This window comes from Uruburuella suis (assembly GCF_004341385.1).
GTDB lineage: Bacteria > Pseudomonadota > Gammaproteobacteria > Burkholderiales > Neisseriaceae > Neisseria > Neisseria suis.
Genome location: NZ_SLXE01000001.1, coordinates 118048 through 140844, shown reverse-complemented (window position 1 = coordinate 140844; position 22797 = coordinate 118048). Strand labels below are relative to the sequence as shown.

Annotated in this window: 21 protein-coding genes; 14 read left to right on the top strand and 7 right to left on the bottom strand. The window is 55.9% G+C overall.

Annotated features, from left to right (window positions below):
- Positions 1-284: 284 nt before the first annotated feature.
- Together EV680_RS00575 and EV680_RS00570 are read right to left on the bottom strand one after the other, a co-directional pair.
- Positions 285-1658, bottom strand: coding sequence for an FAD-binding oxidoreductase (locus EV680_RS00575; protein WP_132952113.1), 1374 nt, complete (start codon positions 1656-1658; stop codon positions 285-287).
- Between the two features lie 175 nt (positions 1659-1833).
- Positions 1834-2097 (bottom strand): hypothetical protein, encoded by a 264-nt coding sequence (locus tag EV680_RS00570; protein WP_132952249.1) that lies wholly within the window; start codon positions 2095-2097, stop codon positions 1834-1836.
- Between the two features lie 468 nt (positions 2098-2565).
- Here EV680_RS00570 and EV680_RS00560 point away from each other — a divergent pair, with 468 nt between their 5' ends.
- The gene (locus tag EV680_RS00560) at positions 2566-3045 is read left to right on the top strand and encodes an FKBP-type peptidyl-prolyl cis-trans isomerase (protein ID WP_132952108.1); all 480 of its coding nucleotides are present in this window, start codon (positions 2566-2568) and stop codon (positions 3043-3045) included.
- 380 nt (positions 3046-3425) lie between these two features.
- On the opposite strand, the gene clpP is transcribed toward EV680_RS00560, so the two are convergent.
- From clpP to EV680_RS00540, 4 genes are all read right to left on the bottom strand, one after another.
- Complete coding sequence (gene clpP / locus EV680_RS00555) at positions 3426-4052, bottom strand: ATP-dependent Clp endopeptidase proteolytic subunit ClpP (RefSeq protein ID WP_132952106.1); 627 nt, start codon at positions 4050-4052, stop codon at positions 3426-3428.
- Between the two features lie 195 nt (positions 4053-4247).
- Complete coding sequence (tig, locus tag EV680_RS00550) at positions 4248-5558, bottom strand: trigger factor (RefSeq protein ID WP_165870881.1); 1311 nt, start codon at positions 5556-5558, stop codon at positions 4248-4250.
- A 144-nt stretch (positions 5559-5702) separates the two neighbouring features.
- Entirely contained in the window at positions 5703-6584 is an 882-nt protein-coding gene (locus EV680_RS00545; RefSeq protein WP_132952102.1) for a DUF1853 family protein, read from the bottom strand.
- A gap of 10 nt (positions 6585-6594) precedes the next feature.
- Entirely contained in the window at positions 6595-7401 is an 807-nt protein-coding gene (locus EV680_RS00540) for an RNA methyltransferase (RefSeq protein ID WP_132952247.1), read from the bottom strand.
- 219 nt (positions 7402-7620) lie between these two features.
- Between EV680_RS00540 and EV680_RS00535 the strand changes: the two genes are divergently transcribed.
- From EV680_RS00535 to mog, 3 genes are all read left to right on the top strand, one after another.
- Positions 7621-8463, top strand: a complete 843-nt coding sequence (locus EV680_RS00535; protein ID WP_132952100.1) for an inositol monophosphatase family protein — start codon at positions 7621-7623, stop codon at positions 8461-8463.
- A gap of 143 nt (positions 8464-8606) precedes the next feature.
- Positions 8607-9329: an S-methyl-5'-thioinosine phosphorylase gene (locus EV680_RS00530; RefSeq protein ID WP_132952098.1), complete on the top strand. Its 723-nt coding sequence runs from the start codon at positions 8607-8609 to the stop codon at positions 9327-9329.
- Between the two features lie 21 nt (positions 9330-9350).
- A complete protein-coding gene (gene mog / locus EV680_RS00525) occupies positions 9351-9920 on the top strand; it encodes a molybdopterin adenylyltransferase (RefSeq protein ID WP_132952096.1) in 570 nt (189 codons plus the stop codon).
- Positions 9921-10149: 229 nt separating this feature from the next.
- Here the strand turns inward: mog and EV680_RS00520 are convergent, their stop codons facing one another.
- A complete protein-coding gene (locus EV680_RS00520) occupies positions 10150-11037 on the bottom strand; it encodes an ArgP/LysG family DNA-binding transcriptional regulator (RefSeq protein ID WP_165870880.1) in 888 nt (295 codons plus the stop codon).
- 201 nt (positions 11038-11238) lie between these two features.
- Between EV680_RS00520 and EV680_RS00515 the strand changes: the two genes are divergently transcribed.
- The 10 genes from EV680_RS00515 (at position 11239) to EV680_RS00470 (ending at position 22700) form a co-directional block, all read left to right on the top strand.
- Complete coding sequence (locus tag EV680_RS00515) at positions 11239-11868, top strand: LysE/ArgO family amino acid transporter (RefSeq protein ID WP_132952092.1); 630 nt, start codon at positions 11239-11241, stop codon at positions 11866-11868.
- A 164-nt stretch (positions 11869-12032) separates the two neighbouring features.
- Positions 12033-12659 carry a phosphoribosylglycinamide formyltransferase gene (purN, locus tag EV680_RS00510; protein WP_132952090.1) on the top strand — a complete coding sequence of 209 codons (627 nt, stop codon included), beginning with the start codon at positions 12033-12035 and terminating at the stop codon, positions 12657-12659.
- Between the two features lie 29 nt (positions 12660-12688).
- Positions 12689-13363, top strand: a complete 675-nt coding sequence (locus tag EV680_RS00505; RefSeq protein ID WP_132952088.1) for a DUF3108 domain-containing protein — start codon at positions 12689-12691, stop codon at positions 13361-13363.
- A gap of 100 nt (positions 13364-13463) precedes the next feature.
- Positions 13464-14729 (top strand): RsmB/NOP family class I SAM-dependent RNA methyltransferase, encoded by a 1266-nt coding sequence (locus EV680_RS00500; RefSeq protein ID WP_132952086.1) that lies wholly within the window; start codon positions 13464-13466, stop codon positions 14727-14729.
- Positions 14730-14808: 79 nt separating this feature from the next.
- On the top strand, positions 14809-15117 hold the full coding sequence (gene grxD / locus EV680_RS00495; protein ID WP_132952084.1) for a Grx4 family monothiol glutaredoxin: 309 nt from the start codon (positions 14809-14811) through the stop codon (positions 15115-15117).
- A 146-nt stretch (positions 15118-15263) separates the two neighbouring features.
- Positions 15264-15890, top strand: coding sequence for a uracil phosphoribosyltransferase (gene upp, locus EV680_RS00490; RefSeq protein WP_132952082.1), 627 nt, complete (start codon positions 15264-15266; stop codon positions 15888-15890).
- 472 nt (positions 15891-16362) lie between these two features.
- On the top strand, positions 16363-16764 hold the full coding sequence (locus EV680_RS00485; protein WP_132952080.1) for a GFA family protein: 402 nt from the start codon (positions 16363-16365) through the stop codon (positions 16762-16764).
- A gap of 246 nt (positions 16765-17010) precedes the next feature.
- Positions 17011-18156: an FAD-dependent monooxygenase gene (locus tag EV680_RS00480; protein ID WP_132952078.1), complete on the top strand. Its 1146-nt coding sequence runs from the start codon at positions 17011-17013 to the stop codon at positions 18154-18156.
- A 353-nt stretch (positions 18157-18509) separates the two neighbouring features.
- Positions 18510-19187: an epoxyqueuosine reductase QueH gene (locus tag EV680_RS00475; protein WP_132952076.1), complete on the top strand. Its 678-nt coding sequence runs from the start codon at positions 18510-18512 to the stop codon at positions 19185-19187.
- Between the two features lie 411 nt (positions 19188-19598).
- On the top strand, positions 19599-22700 hold the full coding sequence (locus EV680_RS00470; RefSeq protein ID WP_132952074.1) for a multidrug efflux RND transporter permease subunit: 3102 nt from the start codon (positions 19599-19601) through the stop codon (positions 22698-22700).
- The last annotated feature ends 97 nt before the right edge of the window (positions 22701-22797 follow it).

Sequence of the window (22797 nt, the reverse complement as noted above, 5' to 3'; positions counted from 1 at the left end):
TGTAGTCTGAAAATACGCTGGAAAATTCAGCCCAACGGAGTAAAATAGATATAAGTATGTGCCTCAAAAATAAGGCCGTCTGAAATATTTTTCAGACGGCCTTATTTTATGCCCTGCTTTTTTCTAGGGTCTGTTCACATTTCATCCGTGCGTAAGATTTTGAGCGCAAAAGCGCGCTTGCAAGGCGAAAAGCGCAGCAAGGTTGGACACCTTGCGAGCATTTTCAACGCGGCAGGCGCGTTTTTGAGCCAAAAGATTGCCACGAGATGAATTGTGAACAGGCCCTAGGGCAATAATTTATTTGCATTCAAGAGATTGCCCGGATCCAGCTCTGCTTTAATGGCCCGCATTAAGGCGATTTCCACCTCGCTGCGCACCCGCGGCAACCATTGGTTTTTCACTTGGCCGATGCCGTGCTCGGCAGCAATCGTGCCCGCACAAGCCAGCACGTTTTCATACACAATCGTGTTCACCGCATCTTCATATTGATACACCTCGTTGCCCAACACACCAGGTAGAAAAGTGTTGTAATGCAGGCTGCCGTCACCCAAATGGCCGAACACCACAATCTGAATGCCGGCAAACGCCGTCTGCAAAGCCGGCGCGCAACGTTCAACAAACTCGGCCACCCGCTCGATCGGCACGGCAATATCATGTTTGATGCTGGCGCCCAGATTGCGTTGCGAGGCAGAGATATTTTCACGCAAGGTCCATAAATTCTGCCGCTCCGATTCCGATTGTGCCAACACCGCATTGTCAAAACCGTGTGCCACCAAAAATTCGGCCAGCAAATCACCCAAATCATCACGCGCCACCGAATCGGTGAGCTCTAGCAACACATGCCACGGCGCATCCACCGGGCCGGCGATTTTGCTGAAATCGGCCGACAAATCCAGCGCAAAACGGCTCACCAGCTCAAAGCTGCACAAACGCTCGGCAAACTCGGCCTGCATCAGCGTGAGCAATGCCACGGCCTGGCTGATTGTCGCCACGCCCACCCACGCGGTTTCTGTGGTTTGCGGCTGCGCAAACAGCTTTAATGACGCACCGGTGATGATGCCCAGCGTGCCTTCGCTGCCGATAAACAAATGGCGCAAATCATAGCCGGTGGTGTTTTTATGCAAGGGCGGCAAATGCGAAATCAACTCGCCATTGGGCAATACCACTTCCAGCCCCAACACCAAATCACGCATGGTGCCATAGCGCAACACATTCAGGCCGCCGGCATTGCAGGCGATATTGCCGCCGATTTGGCACGAACCTTCACTGGCCAAGCTCAAGGGAAACAAGCGCCCTGCTTCGGCCGCCGCCTGCTGCACATTTTGCAGCACCGCACCGGCATCCACCGTGATGGCATTGTCGGCCAAGCTGATGCTGCGGATGCGGTTGAGCCGGCTCAAGCTGAGCAGCAAGCCGCCATCCGGCACCGCAGCGCCGCACAGGCCGGTGTTACCGCCCTGCGGTGTAACCGCAATGCCGTGTTCAAAGCAAAACCGCATCACATGCTGCACATTTTCTACGCTGGCCGGCTGCACCACCCAATCCGCACGGCCGCGATAACGGCGGCGCTGATCCAGCAAAAAAGCATCGTCCGCCTCAATAATTTCTGCACCCGATAAAAAAGCCTGCAATTGCCGTTTGATTTCCTGCGCCTGCATAAATGTGTCCCTGTTTCAATCTGACATTTTGAAATGATGTATCAAAGCCATTTGCTTATCGCACAATAGCGCTCAGACGGCCTGTTTGCAATAGGCCGTCTGAACGCTGCACAACAAAACAAAAGCAGGATACATTTAAGTATCCTGCTTTTGCACTATATTCGAAAGAATATAATTATTTTGCAGCTGAAGCAGCTTCAGAAGCGGCAGCTTCAACAGCAGAGGCAGCGGCTTCAGTAGCAGAAGCGGCAGCTTCAGTAGCAGAAGCAGCGGCTTCAGTAGCAGTGGTTGCAGCTTCAGAAGCAGCAGAAGCGGCTTCGGTAACAGCTTCAGAGGCAGCAGAGGCTGCAGAAGCAGCAGCTTCGGTAGTTTTTTCAGCTTGGCCGCAAGCAGCCAGGAACAAAGACATCAAAGCAGCAGCAAACAGTGATTTTTTCATTTCAATACCTTCTTTATATTTGATCAATTTCAAGAAAACTAAAATAGCCGACCATTATGGCACAGCCTTATTGCAAATTCATTACTGAATTTTTAGCAATTATGCCCCACGCCTTATGCTAACGCAACGAAACAAAACATACGATTCAGTAAGAATGTATCCGTTAGTATGACAAAAGCGGTAAGAAGTTCACCTCAAAAAGATGATTTATTTCATATTTTGCAGATAGATTGGCATTTATCTATATATTTCAAAAATTTAAGAAACAAAGCAACAACAAAAACATTTATTGCAAGCAGCTTTGCGGTGCGTTTTGCTTTTTTGAAAAAGTTGCAAAAATACTACAATTTCATTCGGCAGACGGAAAACACAATGCATTTTCCTACACCCAAGAATCGCTGTGGCGGCAGACGCTCTGTGCTACAATAGCCCGTCACCAACCCAACCTACAGCAAAAGGACTCCCAAAATGGGTATTGCAAAAAACTCTGTTGTCACCTTGAATTACGAAATGTTTGATGCCAACGACCAGCTGATCGACAAAACCGAGCAGCCGATTGCTTATCTGCACGGCGGCTACGACGGCATCTTCCCGCTGGTGGAAGAAGCGCTGCACGGCAAAGAGGTGGGCGACACCGTGGATGTGGTGCTCTCTCCCGATGATGCCTTCGGCGAGCAAGATCCGGAATTGGTGCGCATCGAAGATGTGGGCGTGTTTCCAGTAGAAGTGGAAGCCGGCATGATGTTTGAAGCCGACGACCCCGAAACCGGCGATGTGCTGGTTTACCGCGTAACCGACGTGGCCGACGGCAAAGCCGTGGTGGACGGCAACCACCCGCTGGCAGGCATGAAAATCCGCTTTAAAGCCACGGTGGATGGCGTGCGCGAAGCCAGCGCTGAAGAAATCGCCCACGGCCATGCCCACGGCGAACACGGCCATCATCATTAAGTAATACCAATCCAAAAAAATAACCTAACTTCGTTGTCTCGCCTTGCCGTACTATAGTGGAATGAATGAAAAACTTATACAACCTAGCAAGTCACAGCGGTGTAGGTTGGGTTGCAAACCCAACGTTTCTTGCGGTTTGCAGGTTTTGTTGGGTTTGCAACCCAACCTACCCGTTGTGGCACTTTTTTAAGCATTTCACGATAGTTGTACTGTCTGCGGCTCGCCGCCTTGTTATCTTATTTTTTAGGTTTGGTATAAGTTGTTGTTGCCGATAAAATAAACAGGCCGTCTGAAAAACTTTCAGACGGCCTGTTTTATGTTCAACACGGCAGGCGCACTTTATACATAAAAGACACTGCCGTGATGAAATGCAAGCAGGTTTAATCTGCCTTGATGCTATCGCGGGTTTCCAGCACTTGGTCGATCAAGCCGTAAACGCGTGCTTCTTCAGCCGACATATAATTGTCGCGGTCGGTGTCGCGCTCCAAATCGGCCAAATCGCGGCCGCAATGCTGGGCCAGCAGGCGGTTGAGCTTGTCTTTCAATTTCAGCAGCTCCCGAGCATGGATTTCGATGTCGGAAGCCTGGCCGCCCAAACCGCCGCTAATCAAGGGCTGGTGAATCATCACACGGCTATTGGGCAGCGCAAAGCGCTTGCCTTTGGCGCCGGCCGAGAGCAAAAACGCGCCCATGCTGGCGGCTTGGCCGAGGCACAATGTCGACACATCGGGCTTGATAAAATTCATGGTGTCGTAAATCGACATGCCTGCGGTTACCGAGCCGCCGGGCGAGTTGATATACAGGAAAATATCTTTATCGGGGTTTTCGCTTTCCAAAAACAATAATTGCGCCACCACCAGATTGGCGGTTTGGTCGTTTACCGGCCCCACCATAAAGATGATGCGCTCTTTAAGCAGGCGCGAATAAATATCAAATGCGCGCTCGCCGCGGCCGCTTTGCTCGATAACGGTCGGCACCAAATAGCTGTTTTCGATTTCGGGAATCATATGCGCTCCTGTCCGGCAATAATGAAATAAATAATCAAAAATACAATGAAACCATACAACAAAGTCAAACAACCGGCACGGCAATCCATCAAACAGCAAGATTGCGTTTTCCGGCTCAGGCTTTGCTTGTGGTGCTAAAAAAGCACCCAAGCGCAGCCTGAGTGCTTTTGTGCGTTCAGACGGCCTTTGCCATCATCAGGCTTGTGCGCCCATCACTTCATCAAATGACAAAGCTTTTTCGTTTACTTTGGCCTTGCCCAACACAAAATCCACCACATTGGCTTCAATAGCCAGAGAAGTCGGGCCTTGCAGACGCTGTTGGTCGGCGAAATACCAATCGATTACTTCTTGCGGATCTTCATAGCTGTCGGCAAATTCGCTCACCACACCTTTGATTTGCTCTTCGGTGGGCTCGAGTTTGTTTTCTTCTACGAGCTTGGCCAAAATCAAGCCCAATGCCACGCGGCGTTCGGCTTGCTCGTTAAATATATCGGCTGGCAGATCCAAGTTGGCAGCATCGGCCATGCCTTGGTTAACGAAATTTTGCTTCATTTCGGCAGCCAGGCGGGCGGCTTCTTCGGCCACCAAGGATTTGGGCAGCTGGATTTCAGTGGCTTTGAGCAGGGCTTCCATTGCCGCTTCTTTGGTTTGCTCTGCAGTGCGGCGCGCAACTTCGCGCGACACGTTTTTCTTTACTTCTTCGCGCATTTTGGCCACATCGCCATCGGCAATGCCCAAGGCTTTGGCAAATTGCTCATCCACTTCCGGCAGCGCGGCTTCGGAAACATTGCTCAAGGTGATGGTGAACACGGCGGTTTTGCCGGCCACATCTTTGCCGTGATAATCTTCAGGGAAATTCACTTCCACATCTTTGCTTTCGCCTGCTTTCAAGCCCAATACGCCGGCTTCGAATTCGGGCAGCATTTGGCCGTTGCCCAGCACAAACGGGTAATTTTGCGAAGCGCCGCCCTCAAACGGGGTGCCGTCGATTTTGCCTTCGAAATCGATAATCACACGGTCGCCGTTTTGGGCTTCGCGCTCAACGTGGTTGAAGCGGGTGCGTTGTTGACGCAGGATTTCGATGGTTTTGTCGATTTCGGCATCGCCCACTTCGGCGGTAACTTTTTCCACTTCTTGTGCGCTCAAGTCGCCCACGGTCACTTCGGGAAACACTTCGAAAATGGCAGCCACTTTAAAGGCTTCTTTGTCGTCTTGCTCGTCCACACCTTCAAAACGGGGCATGCCGGCCACGCGCAAATCTTCGCTCACGGCAATATCGTAGAATGCTTTTTGAGCCCGCTCGTTCATCACATCGTTTTGCACACCGGCGCCATACATGGATTCCACCATTTTCATCGGCGCTTTGCCCGGGCGGAAGCCGTCGATTTTCACGCGGCGTTGGGTTTGCTGCAAACGTTTGTCGGTTTCGGCGTTAATCTCGCTCCACGGCAAAGACAAAACAACTTTGCGCTCGAGGTTTTCTAAAGTTTCTACGGTTACGCTCATTATAAGCCCTTAATTCTGTTGGTGTTAATCAATGCAAGCAGGCGTTTTGCCTGCTTTGGTTGTTTGCAGCCCCGATAATTGGGGCTTTAAAAGTAAATTGCAAGTGTATCACAATGTGAAAATAAAATATATTTCTGCATGGTTTCAGACGGCCTCAGAGCCGATGGCCTTCATCAGGCGTGCGGTTTCATGCCAATAGCCGTCGGGGCGCTTTTGCAGCAAAGCCACTTGCCCGAAGTGGATTTGCGCCAATGCGCCGATTTCTTCGGCATACGCTGGCGGCACGCGGGCGGGCGACAAGATGTGCATCGGCGGCAGCAGATAACAGCGTGTTTGCAGGCCGTCTGAATGCGGATATTGTGCCCAATCGCCGATATATAGGCCGTGCCAGCCGCAAGCATTCAAAGGTGCAATCGAAGCGGCTTGGCCGGCAGCGGAAAAGCCAATGCCGCGCACCAATGAGGCTGCATGCATTTTATCGGCGGCAATGCCGGCCTGCTGCAAAGCGGCTACGCCTGCCGCATGGCGGCTCCACGCCAGCTGTTGCGTGAGTTTGCCGGCTTTATCAATCAAGCGGTCGTGCGGATTGAGGCCGGCCATTTCAGACGGCCTGCCGCTGGTTGCGCCGTAATATTTGCAGGTTAATTCGAGATGGTAGATTTTGCCGTTTAGCGCGCAAACGAAATCCAACGCGCCGAGTGTTTGGCCGTTTTGTTCGTTTTTCACCGGCAGGTTGCGCGCAAACAATTGCGCATGCGGCGCGTGTTGCAGCCAAAATGCCAGCAGGCTTTCGGCATAAAAGCCCAAGCGGTGGGCAAACGGCGCTTCTGCGGCCAGATGCTGCTGCAAAGGCGCGGGTTGGCTGTCGAGCGCCAATAAATAGCGAAAGCCTGTTTCACCCAGCAATTCGCGCAGCGGCAATTCGCAGCCGCTGTGCCACAAAGGCGGCGCGGTGAGGATGGCGGCTAGGTCGCGCACATTGGGGTCGGTCAGGCGCCACCACAGCGCATCGAGGGCATAATTCATTTCAGACGGCCTATTTCAGATTGCGTTTTACTGTGTTGAGGAAGCCGCGCAAGATATCGATGTCTTCGGTTTCGGTGTTGGCGCGGGCAAACAGGTTTTGCATGCGCCGCATCAGGCGCTCGCTGTTGCGGCGGTTGAAGAAACCGACATCGTTCATCACGCTTTCCAAATGCGCCACCATGCCGGCGATTTGCGCTTGGGTGGCGGGGTTGGTTTCCCGCTCGAGGTGCGTCATCGGCGCGCCCACTTGGCTGAACAATTCATAGCACACCACCTGCACTGCTTGCGAGAGGTTCAGCGAAAAATAATCGGGGTTGCCGTTGATGGTCATCAGCCGGTTGCAGCTTTGCACTTCTTCGATATTGAGGCCGAAGGTTTCATTGCCAAACACCAAAGCCACTTGCTGCCCGGCTTGCGCTGCCTGCAATAATTCGGGCACCAATTCGCGCGGCGTTTGCAGCGGCGAGGTGAGCTCGCGCCTGCGGCTGGTGAGTGCGCAGCTCAAGGTGGTGTCGGCCAGCGCTTCTGCCAGCGTGGCGGCGATTTGCGCGTTTTCCAACACATCGGCCGCACCCGAAGCCAGCACAAAGCTCTCTTGCGGCAGCTTGAATGCCTGCGGGCAGGCGGCATCGAAAAGCGGCGGTTCGGGCGTCATCGGGGTGGCGATTAATTGCGGCGCCACCAAGGTGAGCCGGCTCAAGCCCATGGTTTTCATGGCGCGCGCGGCGGCGCCGATATTGGCCGGATGGCTGGTGCGCGAGAGCACGATGCGGATATGGTTCAAATAAGCGGGGATGCCGGTTTTTGGGTTTGTCATGCTTGATTTATTTTCGGAAAGATTGACGGAAAGCGCGTATAATGCGCGAAAAATATTCAGACGGCCTGCTTCGCTGATGCAGGTGCAGGTGCAGGCCGTCTGAAACCTGATCTTTAACATTGGAAGCCGCCCCCGAGGGCTTGCGGTTTCTGCCTGTTTCACGTTTTGCTGCACCGCTTTTCGGCGGTTTGGCGCATTGTACCCGATAGAAAGAGCACCATGAACCCGATTTTAAACACCGCATTCAAAGCCGCGCGCAAAGCCGGCGATATGATGATTCGCGCTTCGGCCAATCTCGATGCCGTTAAAGTAGACAGCAAAGCGTTTAACGATTTTGTTTCCGATATCGACCGCCAATCCGAATCGATTCTGCTCGACACCCTCTTTTACAGCTATCCCACCCATCTCGTGCGCAGCGAAGAAGGCGGCTATTTTCGCGCCAGCAAAACCCGCGAAGGTGTGACCATCGAGCAGGTGGATGCCGCCGATGTGCCGGCCGTGCCTGAATACGAATGGATTATCGATCCACTCGACGGCACCACCAATTACCTGCACGGCCACCCTCAATATGCCATTTCAATGGCTTTGCTGCACAAAGGCAAGTTGCAGGAAGCGCTGGTTTACGCGCCCGAGCGCAACGATTGCTATATGGCGTCGCGCGGCCAAGGCGCGCTGCGCAACGACCGCCGCATCCGCGTATCCAATCGCATCGAGCTCAACCGCTGCCTGATCGGCACCGGCTTTCCCGTGGTTGACCAAAGCATGATGGACACTTATCTGGCCATTTTGAAAGACTTCCTCGCCAAAACCGCCGGCGGCCGCCGCGAAGGCGCAGCCGCGCTTGATTTGTGCGCCCTGGCCTGCGGCCGCCTCGATGGCTTTTTCGAATTCAACCTCAAGCCGTGGGACATCGCCGCCGGTGCACTGATTGTGCAGGAAGCCGGCGGCATCGTTACCGATATGCAGGGCAACGAGAGCTGGCTGGAAAGCGGCGATGTGGTGGCGGCCAACCCGAAAGTGTTGGCACAAATGCTGCAAATCATCGCGCCGCACATCAAATAAATGATATGAAGTAAACAATTTGCACAAAGGCCGTCTGAAAAATATTTCAGACGGCCTTTATTTCGCCCTATCCGAACTGCCTACCCAGCAGCAGTCGAATCCTTTACAATGCTTCTCTCTCCTTCCTCACGAAAGCAGCGCCCATGATAGCGATTATCGGCGGCAGCGGCCTCACCCGCCTGCCCGAAATGAACATTACCCACCGCCGCATCGTGCGCACGCCCTACGGCCTGCCGAGCAGCCCGTTGATGATGGGCAAACTGGGCAGCCATGAAATCATGTTTATCGCCCGCCACGGCCTCAACCACACGCTCTCACCGCATGAAATCAATTACCGCGCCAATATTTGGGCGCTGCATTCGGCCAAAGCAGACCACATTATTTCCGTGGCCACGGTGGCCGGCCTCAACGAAGCGCACGAGCCCGGCTCGCTGATTGTGCCCGACAACATCATCGACTACACCTCCGGCCGCGCCTGCACCTTTTTTGAAGGCCGCTCGCAAGAAGTGGTGCACATCGATTTCACCCACCCTTATGATCACGAATTGCGCCTCAATATTCTGCAACACGCCGAGCAACAAGGCACCGCCGTGGTGAGCCGGGGTGTGTATGGCTGCATTCAGGGCCCGCGCCTGCCCACCTTGGCCGAATTGAAAAAATACCGTCGCGACGGTGTTGACGTAATCGGCATGACCGGCATGCCCGAAGCCGTGCTCGCGCGCGAAGTGGGCCTGCCTTATGCCCATTTGTGCGGCGTGATCGGCATTGCCGGCGTCAACGGCCAGGCCGATAATTCGCCCGATTTCCGCAGCCGCCAAACCCATCAGGCCATCGAAACCATCCGCCGTTTGCTGGTGGATTTATAGGCCGTCTGAAAGGATAAATCTATGCAAACCATCACCTTCGGCCTGATTGCCACCAGCGACAGAGCCAGCAGCGGCGTGTATGCCGATGAGGGCATACCGGCATTGAAAAACTGGCTCGGCAGCACGGTGAAAAACCCCATCCGCTTTGTGGAAGCGCTGATTCCCGATGAGCAGGCCGAAATCGAAGCCGTCTTGCGCCGCATGGCCGATGACGAAGGCTGCGATGCGGTGTTTACCACCGGCGGCACCGGCCCCGCCCTGCGCGACATCACCCCCGAAGCCACGCTGGCAGTAATCGATAAAGAAATGCCGGGCTTTGGCGAGCAAATGCGCCAAATCAGCCTTTATTATGTGCCCACCGCCATTTTATCGCGCCAAACCGCCGGCATACGCGGCCGCTGTTTGATTGTAAACCTGCCCGGCCGCCCCAAAGCCATCGCCGAAACCCTCGGCGGCGTGCGCGATGCAGCGGGCAATATCCAGGTGCACGGCCTTTTCAGTGCCATTCCGTATTGCATCGACTTAATCGGCGGCGCATTTATCGAAACCGATGAAGCCGTTTGCCAAGCATTTCGCCCCAAACAGAAATAATACCAATTCAAAAAAGTAAGCTAACAAGGCGGAAGCCTGCGACAGTACAGATAGTACGGCAAGGCGAGACAACGAAGTTAGGTTATTTTTTTGGATTGGTATAACGCCGGCAAACCGCACCAACTATCAACCTGTAAATAAAAACAAAAAGGCCGTCTGAAAGAAAATTTCAGACGGCCTTTTTATGCTTCCGCCAAAATATAGCCATACAATAAAAGGCGGGCAGACCCTAATCCACAGCCAAATGCAGCTTCGCCGCCTGCTGCACTCGCTGCCGCAAACGCTGCCATTTGGGCGGCTGCACCTGCCAGCAATGCCAGAAAAGCGGCACATCGATATGCTTCCCGGGGCACAAATCGCGCAGATGCCGCCCTTGCGGCTGCACACTTTGCAGCTGCTGGTCAAACAACATGCCGTAGCCCAACCCCAAGCACACTGCCTGAAAAAACGCATAAGAAGAAGGAATATAGTGCGTGGGGCACATCGCCGCATCGGCCTGCAAATGCGTGCGCAAAAAATCGGCCTGAAGATTGTCTTTGCGGTTAAACACCAATAAAGGCGCGCGCCGCAAGGCGGCCGGGCTGAGGCCGTCTGAAAAATAGCGCTCGGCAAAAGCGGGCGCGGCCATTAGGCGGTAGCGCAGGCTGCCCAGCGGGTAAGCTTCGCAGCCGTGTATCGGCACCGCCTCGCTGCTCACCGCCGCCATCACGCGCCCTTCGGCCATCAGCGCGCGGGTGTGCTCCTGATCTTCCGTCTGGATATCGAGCAGCAATTGCTCCTCGGCCGCCGCTTCTGCCAAGAGCGGCAGCAGCCAGGTGTCGAGCGAATCGTGATTGGCCGCCAGCGCCAGCTGCGAAGATTGCTGTTGCAGCTCATTATCCAGCTCTTGCTGCAAACTCATCACCTGGCGCCAATAACGCAACAGCCGCCGGCCGTGCTCGGTCGGGCGGCAGGGGCGCGAGCGGCTGAGCAAAAGCGCGCCGGCGGCCTCTTCCAGCGCGCGAATGCGCTGCGACACAGCCGATGGCGTGATGCGCAATTGCGCCGCGGCCTGCTCGAAGCTGCCGCTGTCGGCAGCGGCGGCCAGCGCCGCCATTTGTTTGCCGTCCCATTGCATAAAGGTTTCCCTTGATTGTTTACTGCGTCGATTGTAAACGTTAATGCCTATCGCTGCCATCTGCGCTTTCAGACGGCCTCAAAAAGTGATAACAGATTGATGAAGTGTTTTTCAGGCCGTCTGAAAAATATTTAACTTGCTGGCAAGGCGCTGCTGCGCTGCCGATAATGGCGCATCTCTTCATTTTTTTGCGATATTGCCATGACTGCTTTTTTCTCCGGATTAATGATCACCGCCGGCCTGATTGTTGCCATCGGCGCACAAAATGCTTTTGTGCTGAAACAAGGCCTGATTAAACACAACATCACCGCCATTGTGCTCACTTGCTGGCTGTGCGATGTGTTGCTGATTTCTGCCGGCGTGTTCGGCATCGGCGCCCTGCTCTCCGGCCGCCCCGTGGCCGCGGCGCTGCTCTCGCTGGCCGGCGGCCTTTTTCTGCTGGCCTATGCCGCCTTAAGCGCCAGGCGCGCTTGGAAAGGCGGCGGCCAAATGCAGGCGGCCGGCGGCAACGAAGCGGGCATGGGCACGCTCAAAGCCATCGGCATCACGCTGGCGCTCACGCTGCTCAACCCGCATGTGTATGTGGATGCGGTGATGCTGATCGGCGGCAGCGCGGCAAGCTTGCCGGTGCCGCAGAAAATGTGGTTCACCGCCGGCGCGGTGCTCGCCTCGGCGCTGTGGTTTGCCCTGATCGGCTTCGGCACGCGCCTGCTGCTGCCGCTGTTTCGGCGCGAGCGGGTGTGGCAGCTGCTCGATGGTGGCATTGCGCTGATGATGCTTTATCTGGCCGCAGGCTTGCTCAGGCAGGCTCAGCAAGTATTGTTGGTATAAGGTGTGTTTCGGGATTACAATATCCGTTATCTTTTCAGACGGCCTGATTTTAAACATCAAGGCCGTCTGAAAACTTGGCACACTTTCGGTTAAATCCGGCTAAATGCCTTGTTTTCCGCAAAATATATGCTTATCTTGCCCTTATCTGCACAATACAGCCCACTATGAAAAACATCGTTATCCTGATTTCCGGCCGCGGCAGCAATATGCAGGCCATTGTAGAAGCCGCTATTCCCAATGCCCGCATTGCGGCGGTGCTGAGCAACCGCGCCGATGCCGCCGGGCTGGCTTGGGCGGCCGAACGCGGCATCGCCACCGACAGCCTCGAGCACAAAGCATTCGGCAGCCGCCTCGAATTCGATCAGGCCATGATGCAGAAAATCGATGCTTATCAGCCCGACTTGGTGGTGCTGGCCGGCTTTATGCGCATTCTCACGCCTGAATTCTGCACGCATTATTCCGGCCGCCTGATCAATATCCACCCTTCGCTGCTGCCCGCTTTCACCGGTTTGCACACCCACGAGCGTGCGCTGGAAGCGGGCTGCCGCATTGCCGGCTGCACCATCCATTTCGTTACCCCCGAGCTCGATTGCGGCCCGATTATCGCCCAAGGCGTGGTGCCGGTGCACGACAACGACAGCGCCGACAACATCGCCGCGCGCGTGTTGGCCGTGGAGCATCAATTGTTTCCCCGCGCGGTGGCCGATTTTGTGGCAGGCCGCTTAAAAATCGACGGCAACCGCGTGCGCAACATCCACCATCAGGCAAGCGCCGATGCGCTTTTGGCCTAAAAGCCAGTAACAAGCATAGAGAGGAAAATATGAACAAAACCATTTTACACACCGCCGCTTTCGCCGCCGCAGCCGCCTTGGCCGCGCCCGCTTTTGCCGCCGAGCTGCCGCAATCGGCCGAATTGCGCTATTCGGGCAGCTACGGCATTCCCGCCGTGATGACCTTCACCCGCAACGGCAACAATTATAAAATCGTGTCCAACATCAAAGTGCCGCTTTACAGCATCCGCTTCGAATCGGGCGGCACCATTTCAGGCAACACCTTGCGCCCCACTTATTATAAAGACGTCCGCAGCGGCAAAACCTATGCCGAAGCCCGTTTCAGCGGCGGCAAAGTCACCTATGGAAAAGCCGGCGAACAAAAAACCGAATCGGTGGCCGGCCCCACCATGGATTTATTCACGCTTGCCTGGCAATTGGCCGCCAACGATGCCAAGCTTCCCGCCGGCCTGAAAATCACCAACGGCAAAAAGCTTTATAACGTAGGCGGCTTGAGCCCGGCAGGCAGCAGCCAGTTCAGCATTGCCGGCGGCCGCACCACGGTAAACAAATACCGCGTGCAGCGCGGCGACAGCACCGTGAATTACGCCTTTGCCCCGGCCTTTAACAATATTCCCGCCCAAATCAGCTACAGCGACGACGGCAAAACTTATGATTTAAAGCTCACCAGCGTCAAAATCAACGGCCAAACCGTGAAGCCTTAAATCCAACCATAAAAGTTTCAGACGGCCTGTGGAGGCCGTCTGAAACTTTTTATGGTCGATATCGCGTATAATCGCCCATCCACCTTTATCAAGATCCACCATGACCCCCAATCAACTCAGCCACACCGCCGCCGTATTGGCCGACATGCTCACTTTCAAGCAGCCTGCCGATGCCGTGCTCTCGGCCTATTTCCGCGCCCACAGCAAGCTTGGCCGCGGCGACCGCCATGAAATCGCCGAAACCGCATTCGCCGCCTTGCGCCATTATCAAAAAATCAGCGCCGCCCTGCGCCGCCCGCACGCGCAACCTGAAAAAGCCGCGCTGGCCGCGCTGGTGCTTGGGCGCAGCATCAACCTGAGCCAAATCGAACCTTTGCTGGATGAAGAACGCACCGAATTTCTAAGCAAGCTCAAAGCGCGCAAAGCCGAATTTGCCAGCCAGCCCAACACCGCCGCCGAGCTGCCGCAATGGCTGATCGACACGCTCGCCGAGCATCTGGGCGAAACCGATATTCTCGCTTTCGGCCGCAGCGTCAACCAAAGCGCGCCGCTCGATGTGCGGGTGAACACGCTCAAAGGCCGGCGCGATAAAGTGCTGGCGGCGCTCGAAACCGAAGGGCTCGCCGCTGCCGCCACGCCTTATTCGCCTTGGGGCATCCGCTTTCAGGAAAAAATCGCACTCAACAAACACCCGCTGTTTCTCGACGGCACGCTTGAAGTGCAAGATGAAGGCAGCCAGCTTTTGGCCTTACTGGTGGGCGCCAAGCGCGGCGAAATCGTGGTGGATTTCTGCGCCGGCGCCGGCGGCAAAACGCTGGCCATCGCCGCCATGATGGCCAACAAAGGCCGCATTTATGCTTTCGATATCGCCGAAAAACGCCTCGCCAACCTCAAACCGCGCATGACCCGCGCCGGCGTAACCACCATCCACCCGCAGCGTATCGACAATGAACACGATGCCCGCATCGCGCGCCTGGCCGGCAAAGCCGACCGCGTGCTGGTGGATGCGCCCTGCTCCGGACTCGGCACTTTGCGCCGCAACCCCGATTTGAAATACCGCCAATCGCCCGAAACCCTGGCCAAGCTGCAACAGCAGCAGGCGAGCATTTTGGCCGAAGCGGCCAAGCTCGTGAAAGACGGCGGCCGCCTGGTGCATGCCACCTGCAGCGTGCTGCCGCAGGAAAACGAGCAGCAAGTGGCGCGCTTTTTAGCAAACCATCCCGGCTGGGTGCAGCTCGATTGCGCCCAATTGCTGGCCGCCGCCAAAATCAACCTCGACACCGGCCGCTGCCTGAAAATGAATGTGGCCGAACACCACACCGACGGCTTTTTCGCCGCTGTGTTTGAAAAGCCCGCGCTAAGCTGAACGGACTATTGCGCATTGCGCCAAACGCCCTTATATTATCCCTCGGCCGAAAACCGATTTATTCATCAAGGATCAAAAAATGAGCATTCAAGAGCAAATCAAAGAAGTGGTGAACACACACCGCGTGGTATTGTTTATGAAAGGCACCAAGCAGTTTCCGCAATGCGGCTTCTCATCGCGTGCCGTGCAGCTGCTGCAAGCTTCGGGCTGCGAAGATTTCGTCACCGTTAATGTGTTGGAAAACGAAGCCGTGCGCCAAGGCATCAAAGAATACAGCAATTGGCCCACCATTCCCCAGTTATATGTTAACGGCGAATTTCTCGGCGGCTCCGACATCATGATGGAAATGTATGAAGCCGGCGAATTGCAAGATGCGCTCAAAGCGTGATGATATTGCGCCGAAACCCTGCTTGAAGCAGGGTTTTTTTGTGGCTGCGCCGCCCAAGCCATTCACAAGCAGGCCGCAAAGCTTATATAATAGCGCCGGTATTTTATTTCACAGGCCGTCTGAACGCGCCCACCGAAAGATTGATTATGAACATCACCATCATCGACCACCCGCTGGTCAAACACAAGCTCACCCTGATGCGCGAAGCCGAATCGAGCACCTACAAATTCCGCGCTCTGGCCAAAGAGCTGGCGCGCCTGATGGCTTATGAAGCCAGCCGCGATTTCGAAACCGAAAACTATATTCTCGACGGCTGGTGCGGCGACATCGAAGGCCAGCGCATCAAAGGCAAAACCCTCACCGTGGTGCCGATTCTGCGCGCCGGTTTGGGCATGCTCGACGGCGTGCTCGATTTGATTCCCACCGCCAAAATCAGCGTGGTCGGCCTGCAACGTGATGAAGAAACCCTGCAACCGGTGTCGTATTTTGAAAAGCTGGTCGACAGCATGAACGAGCGCCCGGCGCTGATTCTCGACCCCATGCTCGCCACCGGCGGCTCGGTGAACGCCACCATCAATCTGCTCAAAAGCAAAGGCTGCCGCAACATCAAAGTGCTGGTGCTCGTGGCCGCGCCCGAAGGCGTGAAAGCGGTAAACGAAGCGCATCCCGATGTCACCATCTACAGCGCCGCGCTCGACAGCCATTTGGATGAACACGGCTATATCATTCCCGGCCTCGGCGATGCCGGCGACAAAATCTTCGGCACCCGCTGATTGCGCCGAATAAAACAAAGGCCGTCTGAAAACCATTGCGCCAATAGTTTCAGACGGCCTTATACCAATTCGAAAAAATAACCTAACTGCGTTGTCTCGCCTTGCCGTACTAGGGTCTGTTCACATTTCATCCGTGCGTAAGATTTTGAGCGCAAAAGCGCGCTTGCAAGGCGAAAAGCGCAGCAAGGTTGAACACCTTGCGAGCATTTTCAACGCGGCAGGCGCGTTTTTGAGCCAAAAGATTGCCACGAGATGAATTGTGAACAGACCCTAAAGCCCCGCACCACACACAAGCGCCGCCAAACCCTTGCCGTTTAAGCAGCGCTTCCTTATGATAAGGCCGTCTGATACCCATTCAAAAAAGTAAGCTAACAAGGCGGAAGCCTGCGACAGTACAGATAGTACGGCAAGGCGAGACAACGAAGTTAGGTTATTTTTTTGGATTGATATGAAACCTGATCGGCCAAATACCATGCCCTATCCCCTGCTCGGCGGCTGCCTGTGCGGCCGCATCCGCTACCGCGTGTTGCACGCACCCATCGATGCCGGCTATTGCCATTGCCGCCTGTGCCAGCATTCCGCCGGCGCGCCTGTGCAAGCCTGGGCCACCGTGGCGCGCGGCAGCTTTGAATACAGCCAAGGCAAACCCGCCCATTTTGCATCGGGGGCACACAGCCGGCGCGAATTCTGCCGCCATTGCGGCACGCAGCTACTTTTTTGCAGCGAAGCCGAGCCTACCACGCTCGATTTCACCCTCGCCAGCCTCGACCACCCCGACCGCATCGCGCCCGCCTATCATATTTGGACCGGCAGCAAAATCCGCTGGCTGCACATCAACGACGATTTGCCGCAATATGCCCAAAACCAGCCATAATCCATCTTCAGACGGCCTGCCAATCCAATGCCTTCAGCGCCTGCATTTAGCACGCCCAAACAGCGCAAAAACCAAACAGGCCGTCTGAAACAGGTATAAGAAACAGGTATAATCAGCATCATCACACCAACAATACCAAACCTAACAAACAAGCTAACAAAACGGCTCTCCGCAGGCAGCACAGAGAGCACGGCAAGGCGAACAACGCATTAGATTGTTTTTCAGATTGGGTATAAGGCCAATATTATGATTTACGACACCCTGATTATCGGCGGCGGCCTCGTGGGCGCGGCGATGGCGGTGGCGCTCAAGCAGCAGCAACGCCGCGTTGCCTTGCTCGAAATCCGCCCGCCCACCACAGATGCCGAGCGCCTCGAAAAAGGCTGGGATGCGCGCATTTATGCCATCAGCCCCGTCAACCGCCAATTTTTGCAATCGCTGCACGCTTGGCCGTCTGAAAGCCGCATTCAGCCCGTGGCGCGCATGGACGTGCGCGGCGATGGCGGCGGGCGCATCGAATTTGCCGCTGCCGACATCCAAGCCGACAGACTTACCAGCATTGCCGAAAACCGCTGGCTGCTCGCGGCTTTGTGGCGGCAGATTGAAGTGCTGGAAATTCCCGTATTCACCGAAGCCGCCGCCATCCACACCGATGTCGAAGCGGCCACGCTCACGCTGGCCAATGGCGAAACGCTCAAAACGCGGCTGATTATCGGTGCCGACGGTGCCAACTCGTGGGTGCGCGCGCAAGCAGGCATTACCGTGCAGGAAAACGCCTACGGCCATCACGGCGTGGTGGCCAATTTCCACACCGAAAAAAGCCACCACGGCACCGCTTATCAATGGTTTAAACACGGCGAAGTGCTGGCCTATCTGCCGCTGCCGGACCATAAAATTTCCATCGTGTGGAGCACCGCCGCGCCGGAAAAACTCACCGCGCTCGCGCCCGATGATCTGGCCGCCGCCGTTACCGCGCAAGGCGAAGGCATGCTCGGCCGCCTCTCGCCGCTCTCGCCCGCTTTTGCCTTTGAGCTGATTTTGCGCCGCCCCGCTACCACCGTGGCGCAACGCATCATGCTGATCGGCGATGCCGCCCACACCATCCATCCGCTGGCTGGCCAGGGCGTGAACCTGGGTTTTGGCGATGCAATCGAATTTGCCCGCCTCAGCCAAAACGCCGCCGATTTGGGCGCACACCAGCTTTTAAAACGCTATGCGCAAAACCGCCTCGAGCCCGTGCGCACCATGCAGCTTGGCTGCGACGGCCTGTTTCACCTGTTTGGCGAAAACCACCTGCCCGCGCTGCCGTGGCTGCGCAACAACGGCCTCAACTGGGTGAATGCCGCCGCGCCGCTGAAACAGCGCCTGATTAAACACGCCATGGGCTTGTGAGGCTTATCGGCATCAATCACCACAAAACAGGCCGTCTGAAACCCATTCGAAAAATAAGTTTACAAAATAAAAGCAGTTCGACAACAACACCCGCGTAGGTCGGATTTTTGAATCCGATGTTTGGCCATTGGCCAAAGTGATGTGAACACCTTGTTCTGCGAACAAGTGTCGGATTCAAGAATCCGACCTACGGGCTTATTGGAATCAAGAGTAAAAGGCCGTCTGAACCCCGTTCAGACGGCCTGCTACACATCTTAACAACTGATTCTGCTAAAATAACGCCCCACACACCGTTCAACTGCCACCAAACAAAAAGGCAGTCTGAACGCCTTAATCTCAAAAAGAGCATCGCCATGAGCCAGCCCAAAGCCGAAACCACCCCCATCGACCGCCCCACCCTCACCCCGCCCGACGGCCACAAAAAAGTGTTGCTGCATTCCTGCTGCGCCCCCTGCTCGGGCGAAGTGATGGAAGCCATGCTCGCTTCGGGCATCGATTTCACCATTTATTTCTACAACCCCAATATCCACCCCAAAAAAGAATACGAAATCCGCAAAAACGAAAACATCGCCTTTGCCGAAAAACACAACATCCCCTTTATCGACGCCGATTACGATGTGGACAATTGGTTTGAGCGCGCACGCGGCATGGAGATGGACCCTGAACGCGGCCGCCGCTGCACCATGTGTTTCGACATGCGTTTCGAGCGCACCGCGCTTTATGCCCACGAGCACGGCTTTCCCGTGATCACCAGCAGCCTGGGCATTTCGCGCTGGAAAAACATGAACCAAATCAACGATTGCGGCGTGCGCGCGGCTGAAAAATACCCCGAGCTGCAATATTGGCAATACAACTGGCGCAAAGGCGGCGGCAGCGCGCGCATGATAGAAATCAGCAAACGCGAGCATTTTTATCAGCAAGAATATTGCGGCTGCGCCTATTCGCTGCGCGATTCCAACCACCACCGCAAATCGCAAGGTCGCGCCCCGATTAAAATCGGCGTGAAATATTACGGCGACGAAGAAGAATAAGCCGTGAAGCGGCGCAATCTTGTGCAAAATCAAACAAGAAACCGCGCCCGGCAGTAGGATGTGTGGCGCAACCACGCACACGGTTTGACTGGCTTGGGTTAGCTGTATTGGCGCTAAAAAACAAGGCCGTCTGAAACATTAATCGTTCAGACGGCCTTGTTTTCGAATGGGTATTATACATTTTTACCTTTCCTGAGAAGAAAACCAGCTTTACGCAAAGAGGCTGCCCGCCTCTACAATGCGGCATTGTTTGCTTTGACAACAAACCTGCATTTTTTCATTCACACGATACGCGCAATCTGTTGCTGTTTTTTAATGTATCGGCTGCTTTTGTACATTAAAATCGGCATCTGATGCACGCAGCCGGCTCTGCAAACATTCGTTTTCTCCTTTCCGAAACCAAGGTTGTTTATGTCCCGATTTTTTATCCACCACCCCGTGTTTGCCTGGGTGCTCGCCATTCTCATCACCTTTGCCGGTGCGTTATCCTTATTGCGCCTGCCGCTGGAGCAATATCCCGATGTGGCGCCGCCGCAGGTGTCGGTGTCGGCGCGTTATAACGGTGCTTCTGCCGACACGGTAAACGATTCGGTGACGCAAATCATCGAGCAGCAGATGAAGGGGCTCGACGGGCTGATGTATATGAGCTCCAGTGCCGATTCTTCGGGGCAGTCGCGCACCACGCTCACGTTTGAGCCGGGCACCGACACCGATGTGGCGCAGGTGCAGGTGCAAAATGCTTTGCAGCAGGCGATGAGCCGCCTGCCTGATGAAGTGCAGCAGCGCGGGGTGAACGTAACCAAGGGCGGCCAGGAAAATTTGGTGACGTGGATGTTTGTGCCGCAAGAGGCCGATGTGCCGCGCGTGGCCATCACCGATTATCTGGCCAGCAATCTGGTGGATGTGCTCGGCCGCATCGACGGCGTGGCCGAAGTGGTGTTATACGGCAGCCCTTATGCGATGCGCATTTGGCTCGATCCTTACAAATTAGAACAATACCAGCTGATGCCCGCCGATGTGCGCAGCGCCATCGAGCGGCAAAATGTGCAGGTGTCTGCCGGCCAGCTCGGCCAGCTGCCTTCGGTGGCCGGGCAGATGCTCAATGTGCCGATACAGGCGCGCGGCAAGCTGCAAACGGCGGCGCAGTTTGAAAACATTATTCTGAAAAGCAGCGGTAGCGGCGCCACGGTGCGGATTAAAGACGTGGCGCGGGTGGAATTGGCGGCCGAAAGCGCCGATGTGCAAAACAAGCTCAACGGACGCAATGCCGGCGCGCTGGCGATTGTGCTGGCCGATGGCGCCAATGCGCTGGAAGTGGCCGCGGCGGTGGAAGCGCGCATCCGCGATATGGAGCCGGATTTTCCCTATGGCATCAAGGCGCAAACCAGCCAAGACAGCGTGCCGTTTGTGAAAGCTTCGGTGAAAGAAGTGGTGAACACGCTGCTGGAAGCGATTGTGTTGGTGGTGGTGGTGATTTATGTGTTTTTGCAAAGCTGGCGCGCCACGCTGATTCCGGCGGTGGCGGTGCCGGTGGTGTTGATGGGCACATTCGGCGTGCTCGCCTTGTTTGGCTATTCCATCAATATGCTCACCATGTTTGCGCTGGTGCTGGCCATCGGCTTATTGGTAGACGATGCGATTGTGGTGGTGGAAAACGTAGAGCGGGTGATGCACGAGCAGGGGCTGGATGCCAAAGCCGCCACCGAGCAATCGATGCGGGAAATCGCGCCGGCACTGGTGGGCATCGGCGTGGTGCTCTCGGCGGTGTTTGTGCCGATGGCGTTTTTTCCCGGCTCCACCGGCGTGATTTACCGCCAATTTGCCGTCACCATTATTGCGGCGATGGCGTTTTCGGTGTGGGTGGCGCTCACGCTCTCGCCGGCGATGTGTGCGCAGTTTCTCAAGCCCAAAGCGCATGCAAAGCCGCGCCAAAGCCTGTTTGCACGCTTGTTTGCCGCATTTAACCGCGGCTTTGAGCGCCTGACCAAACAATATGGCCGCACCGAAGCCAAATTATTGCGCCGCAGCAAAATCATGTTGGCGGCGTTTGTTTCGCTGCTGGCGGTGTGCGCCGTGCTGTTTGCCTGGCTGCCCACTTCGTTTCTGCCCGAAGAAGACCAAGGCTTTCTCACGGTGAGTGTAACCATGCCGCCCGGCGCCACCGATGAGCGCCTGCAAGCCACCATCGGCGAATTGAGCGATTATTTTGCCCAACAGCCGGAAGTGACCACTGTGTCGGCGATTACCGGCATCGGCGGCAACCAGGGCTTCGGGCGGCTCACCGTGCGGCTCAAGCCTTGGGATGAGCGGCCGAGTGCCGAACAAAGCGCAGCCGCCTTGGAAGCGCGCGCCAGCCGCCTCTTCCGCAGCCGCACCGATGCGCGCATTTTCGTGAGCCTGCCGCCGGTGGTGCGCAGCCTCGGTTCCGCCAGCGGCGTGAGCTTTGTGATTAAAGACATGAACGGCGCGGGCTATGAGGCGCTGGTGGCCGCTAAAGACCACTTTATATCGCTCTCGCAAAACAACGCTTATCTGCGCAATGTGCGCACCAACAACCAAGATGCGCGCACGCAATTGGTGGTGGACATCGACAACGATCAAGCCGTGGCCCACCAAATCGAGCCTGATGTGGTCAACCGCCTGCTCAGCGATGCGCTCGGCGGCACTTATGTGAACGATTTTATCCACAACGGCCGCGTGAAGCGCGTGTATATCCAGGGCGACGCGCCCTTTCGCATGCAGCCGCAGCATGTGGGCGAATGGCGGGTGCGCAATAATGCGGGCGAGATGATTCCGCTTTCCATGTTCAGCAGCGTGCGCTGGGCGGTGGCGCCGCCGCAATTGCTGCGCTTTAACGGCAGCCCGGCGATGGATATGCAGGCTTCGGTGCAAAACGGCGTGAGCTCGGGCGACGCCATGCGGGCGGTGCAGGCCATTATGGCTGAATTGCCGCGCGGCTTCGATTACGAATGGACCGGCGCATCACTGCAAGAGCAGCGTGCCGGGGCGCAAGCGCCGCTGCTTTATGTGCTCTCAATGGTGTTTGTGTTTTTGTGTCTGGCGGCGCTGTATGAAAGCTGGAGCGTGCCGCTGGCGGTTATTTTGGCCGCGGCCTTGGGCTTGTTTGGCGCGCTGGCGGCCACTTCGCTGCGCGGGCTGAACAACGATGTGTTTTTCCAAGTGGGCTTGCTCACCACCGTGGGCTTGGCTTCGAAAAACGCCATTTTGATTGTGGAATTCGCGGTGCAGCTGCAACAAAAAGGCCGCAGCCTCACCCAAGCGGCCATCGAAGCCGCGCGCCTGCGCCTGCGCCCGATTATCATGACTTCGCTCGCCTTCGGCTTCGGCGTGCTGCCCTTGGCGCTGGGCAGCGGCGCGGGCGCGGCCGGACGCATCGCCATCGGCACCGCCGTGCTCGGCGGCACCATCATCTCCACCCTTTTGGGCTTGCTGTTTGTGCCGCTGTTTTTCGTGTGGGTGCGCAGCCGGGTGGCGCGCAGAAAAGCGGTTTAGGGTGAAAGGCCGTCTGAATGCTTTGAACAGCCAAGAGAAAAAAGAAAAGTCGTTATTCAGTGCGTAGCGTCGGATTCTTGAATCCGACGCTTGTTCA

Coding starts and splice junctions, on each gene's coding strand:
- EV680_RS00575 (WP_132952113.1), bottom strand. CDS start 1,658: ATGCAGGCGCAGGAAATCAAACGGCAATTGCAGGCTTTTTTATCGGGT.
- EV680_RS00570 (WP_132952249.1), bottom strand. CDS start 2,097: ATGAAAAAATCACTGTTTGCTGCTGCTTTGATGTCTTTGTTCCTGGCT.
- EV680_RS00560 (WP_132952108.1), top strand. CDS start 2,566: ATGGGTATTGCAAAAAACTCTGTTGTCACCTTGAATTACGAAATGTTT.
- clpP (WP_132952106.1), bottom strand. CDS start 4,052: ATGATTCCCGAAATCGAAAACAGCTATTTGGTGCCGACCGTTATCGAG.
- tig (WP_165870881.1), bottom strand. CDS start 5,558: ATGAGCGTAACCGTAGAAACTTTAGAAAACCTCGAGCGCAAAGTTGTT.
- EV680_RS00545 (WP_132952102.1), bottom strand. CDS start 6,584: ATGAATTATGCCCTCGATGCGCTGTGGTGGCGCCTGACCGACCCCAAT.
- EV680_RS00540 (WP_132952247.1), bottom strand. CDS start 7,401: ATGACAAACCCAAAAACCGGCATCCCCGCTTATTTGAACCATATCCGC.
- EV680_RS00535 (WP_132952100.1), top strand. CDS start 7,621: ATGAACCCGATTTTAAACACCGCATTCAAAGCCGCGCGCAAAGCCGGC.
- EV680_RS00530 (WP_132952098.1), top strand. CDS start 8,607: ATGATAGCGATTATCGGCGGCAGCGGCCTCACCCGCCTGCCCGAAATG.
- mog (WP_132952096.1), top strand. CDS start 9,351: ATGCAAACCATCACCTTCGGCCTGATTGCCACCAGCGACAGAGCCAGC.
- EV680_RS00520 (WP_165870880.1), bottom strand. CDS start 11,037: ATGCAATGGGACGGCAAACAAATGGCGGCGCTGGCCGCCGCTGCCGAC.
- EV680_RS00515 (WP_132952092.1), top strand. CDS start 11,239: ATGACTGCTTTTTTCTCCGGATTAATGATCACCGCCGGCCTGATTGTT.
- purN (WP_132952090.1), top strand. CDS start 12,033: ATGAAAAACATCGTTATCCTGATTTCCGGCCGCGGCAGCAATATGCAG.
- EV680_RS00505 (WP_132952088.1), top strand. CDS start 12,689: ATGAACAAAACCATTTTACACACCGCCGCTTTCGCCGCCGCAGCCGCC.
- EV680_RS00500 (WP_132952086.1), top strand. CDS start 13,464: ATGACCCCCAATCAACTCAGCCACACCGCCGCCGTATTGGCCGACATG.
- grxD (WP_132952084.1), top strand. CDS start 14,809: ATGAGCATTCAAGAGCAAATCAAAGAAGTGGTGAACACACACCGCGTG.
- upp (WP_132952082.1), top strand. CDS start 15,264: ATGAACATCACCATCATCGACCACCCGCTGGTCAAACACAAGCTCACC.
- EV680_RS00485 (WP_132952080.1), top strand. CDS start 16,363: ATGCCCTATCCCCTGCTCGGCGGCTGCCTGTGCGGCCGCATCCGCTAC.
- EV680_RS00480 (WP_132952078.1), top strand. CDS start 17,011: ATGATTTACGACACCCTGATTATCGGCGGCGGCCTCGTGGGCGCGGCG.
- EV680_RS00475 (WP_132952076.1), top strand. CDS start 18,510: ATGAGCCAGCCCAAAGCCGAAACCACCCCCATCGACCGCCCCACCCTC.
- EV680_RS00470 (WP_132952074.1), top strand. CDS start 19,599: ATGTCCCGATTTTTTATCCACCACCCCGTGTTTGCCTGGGTGCTCGCC.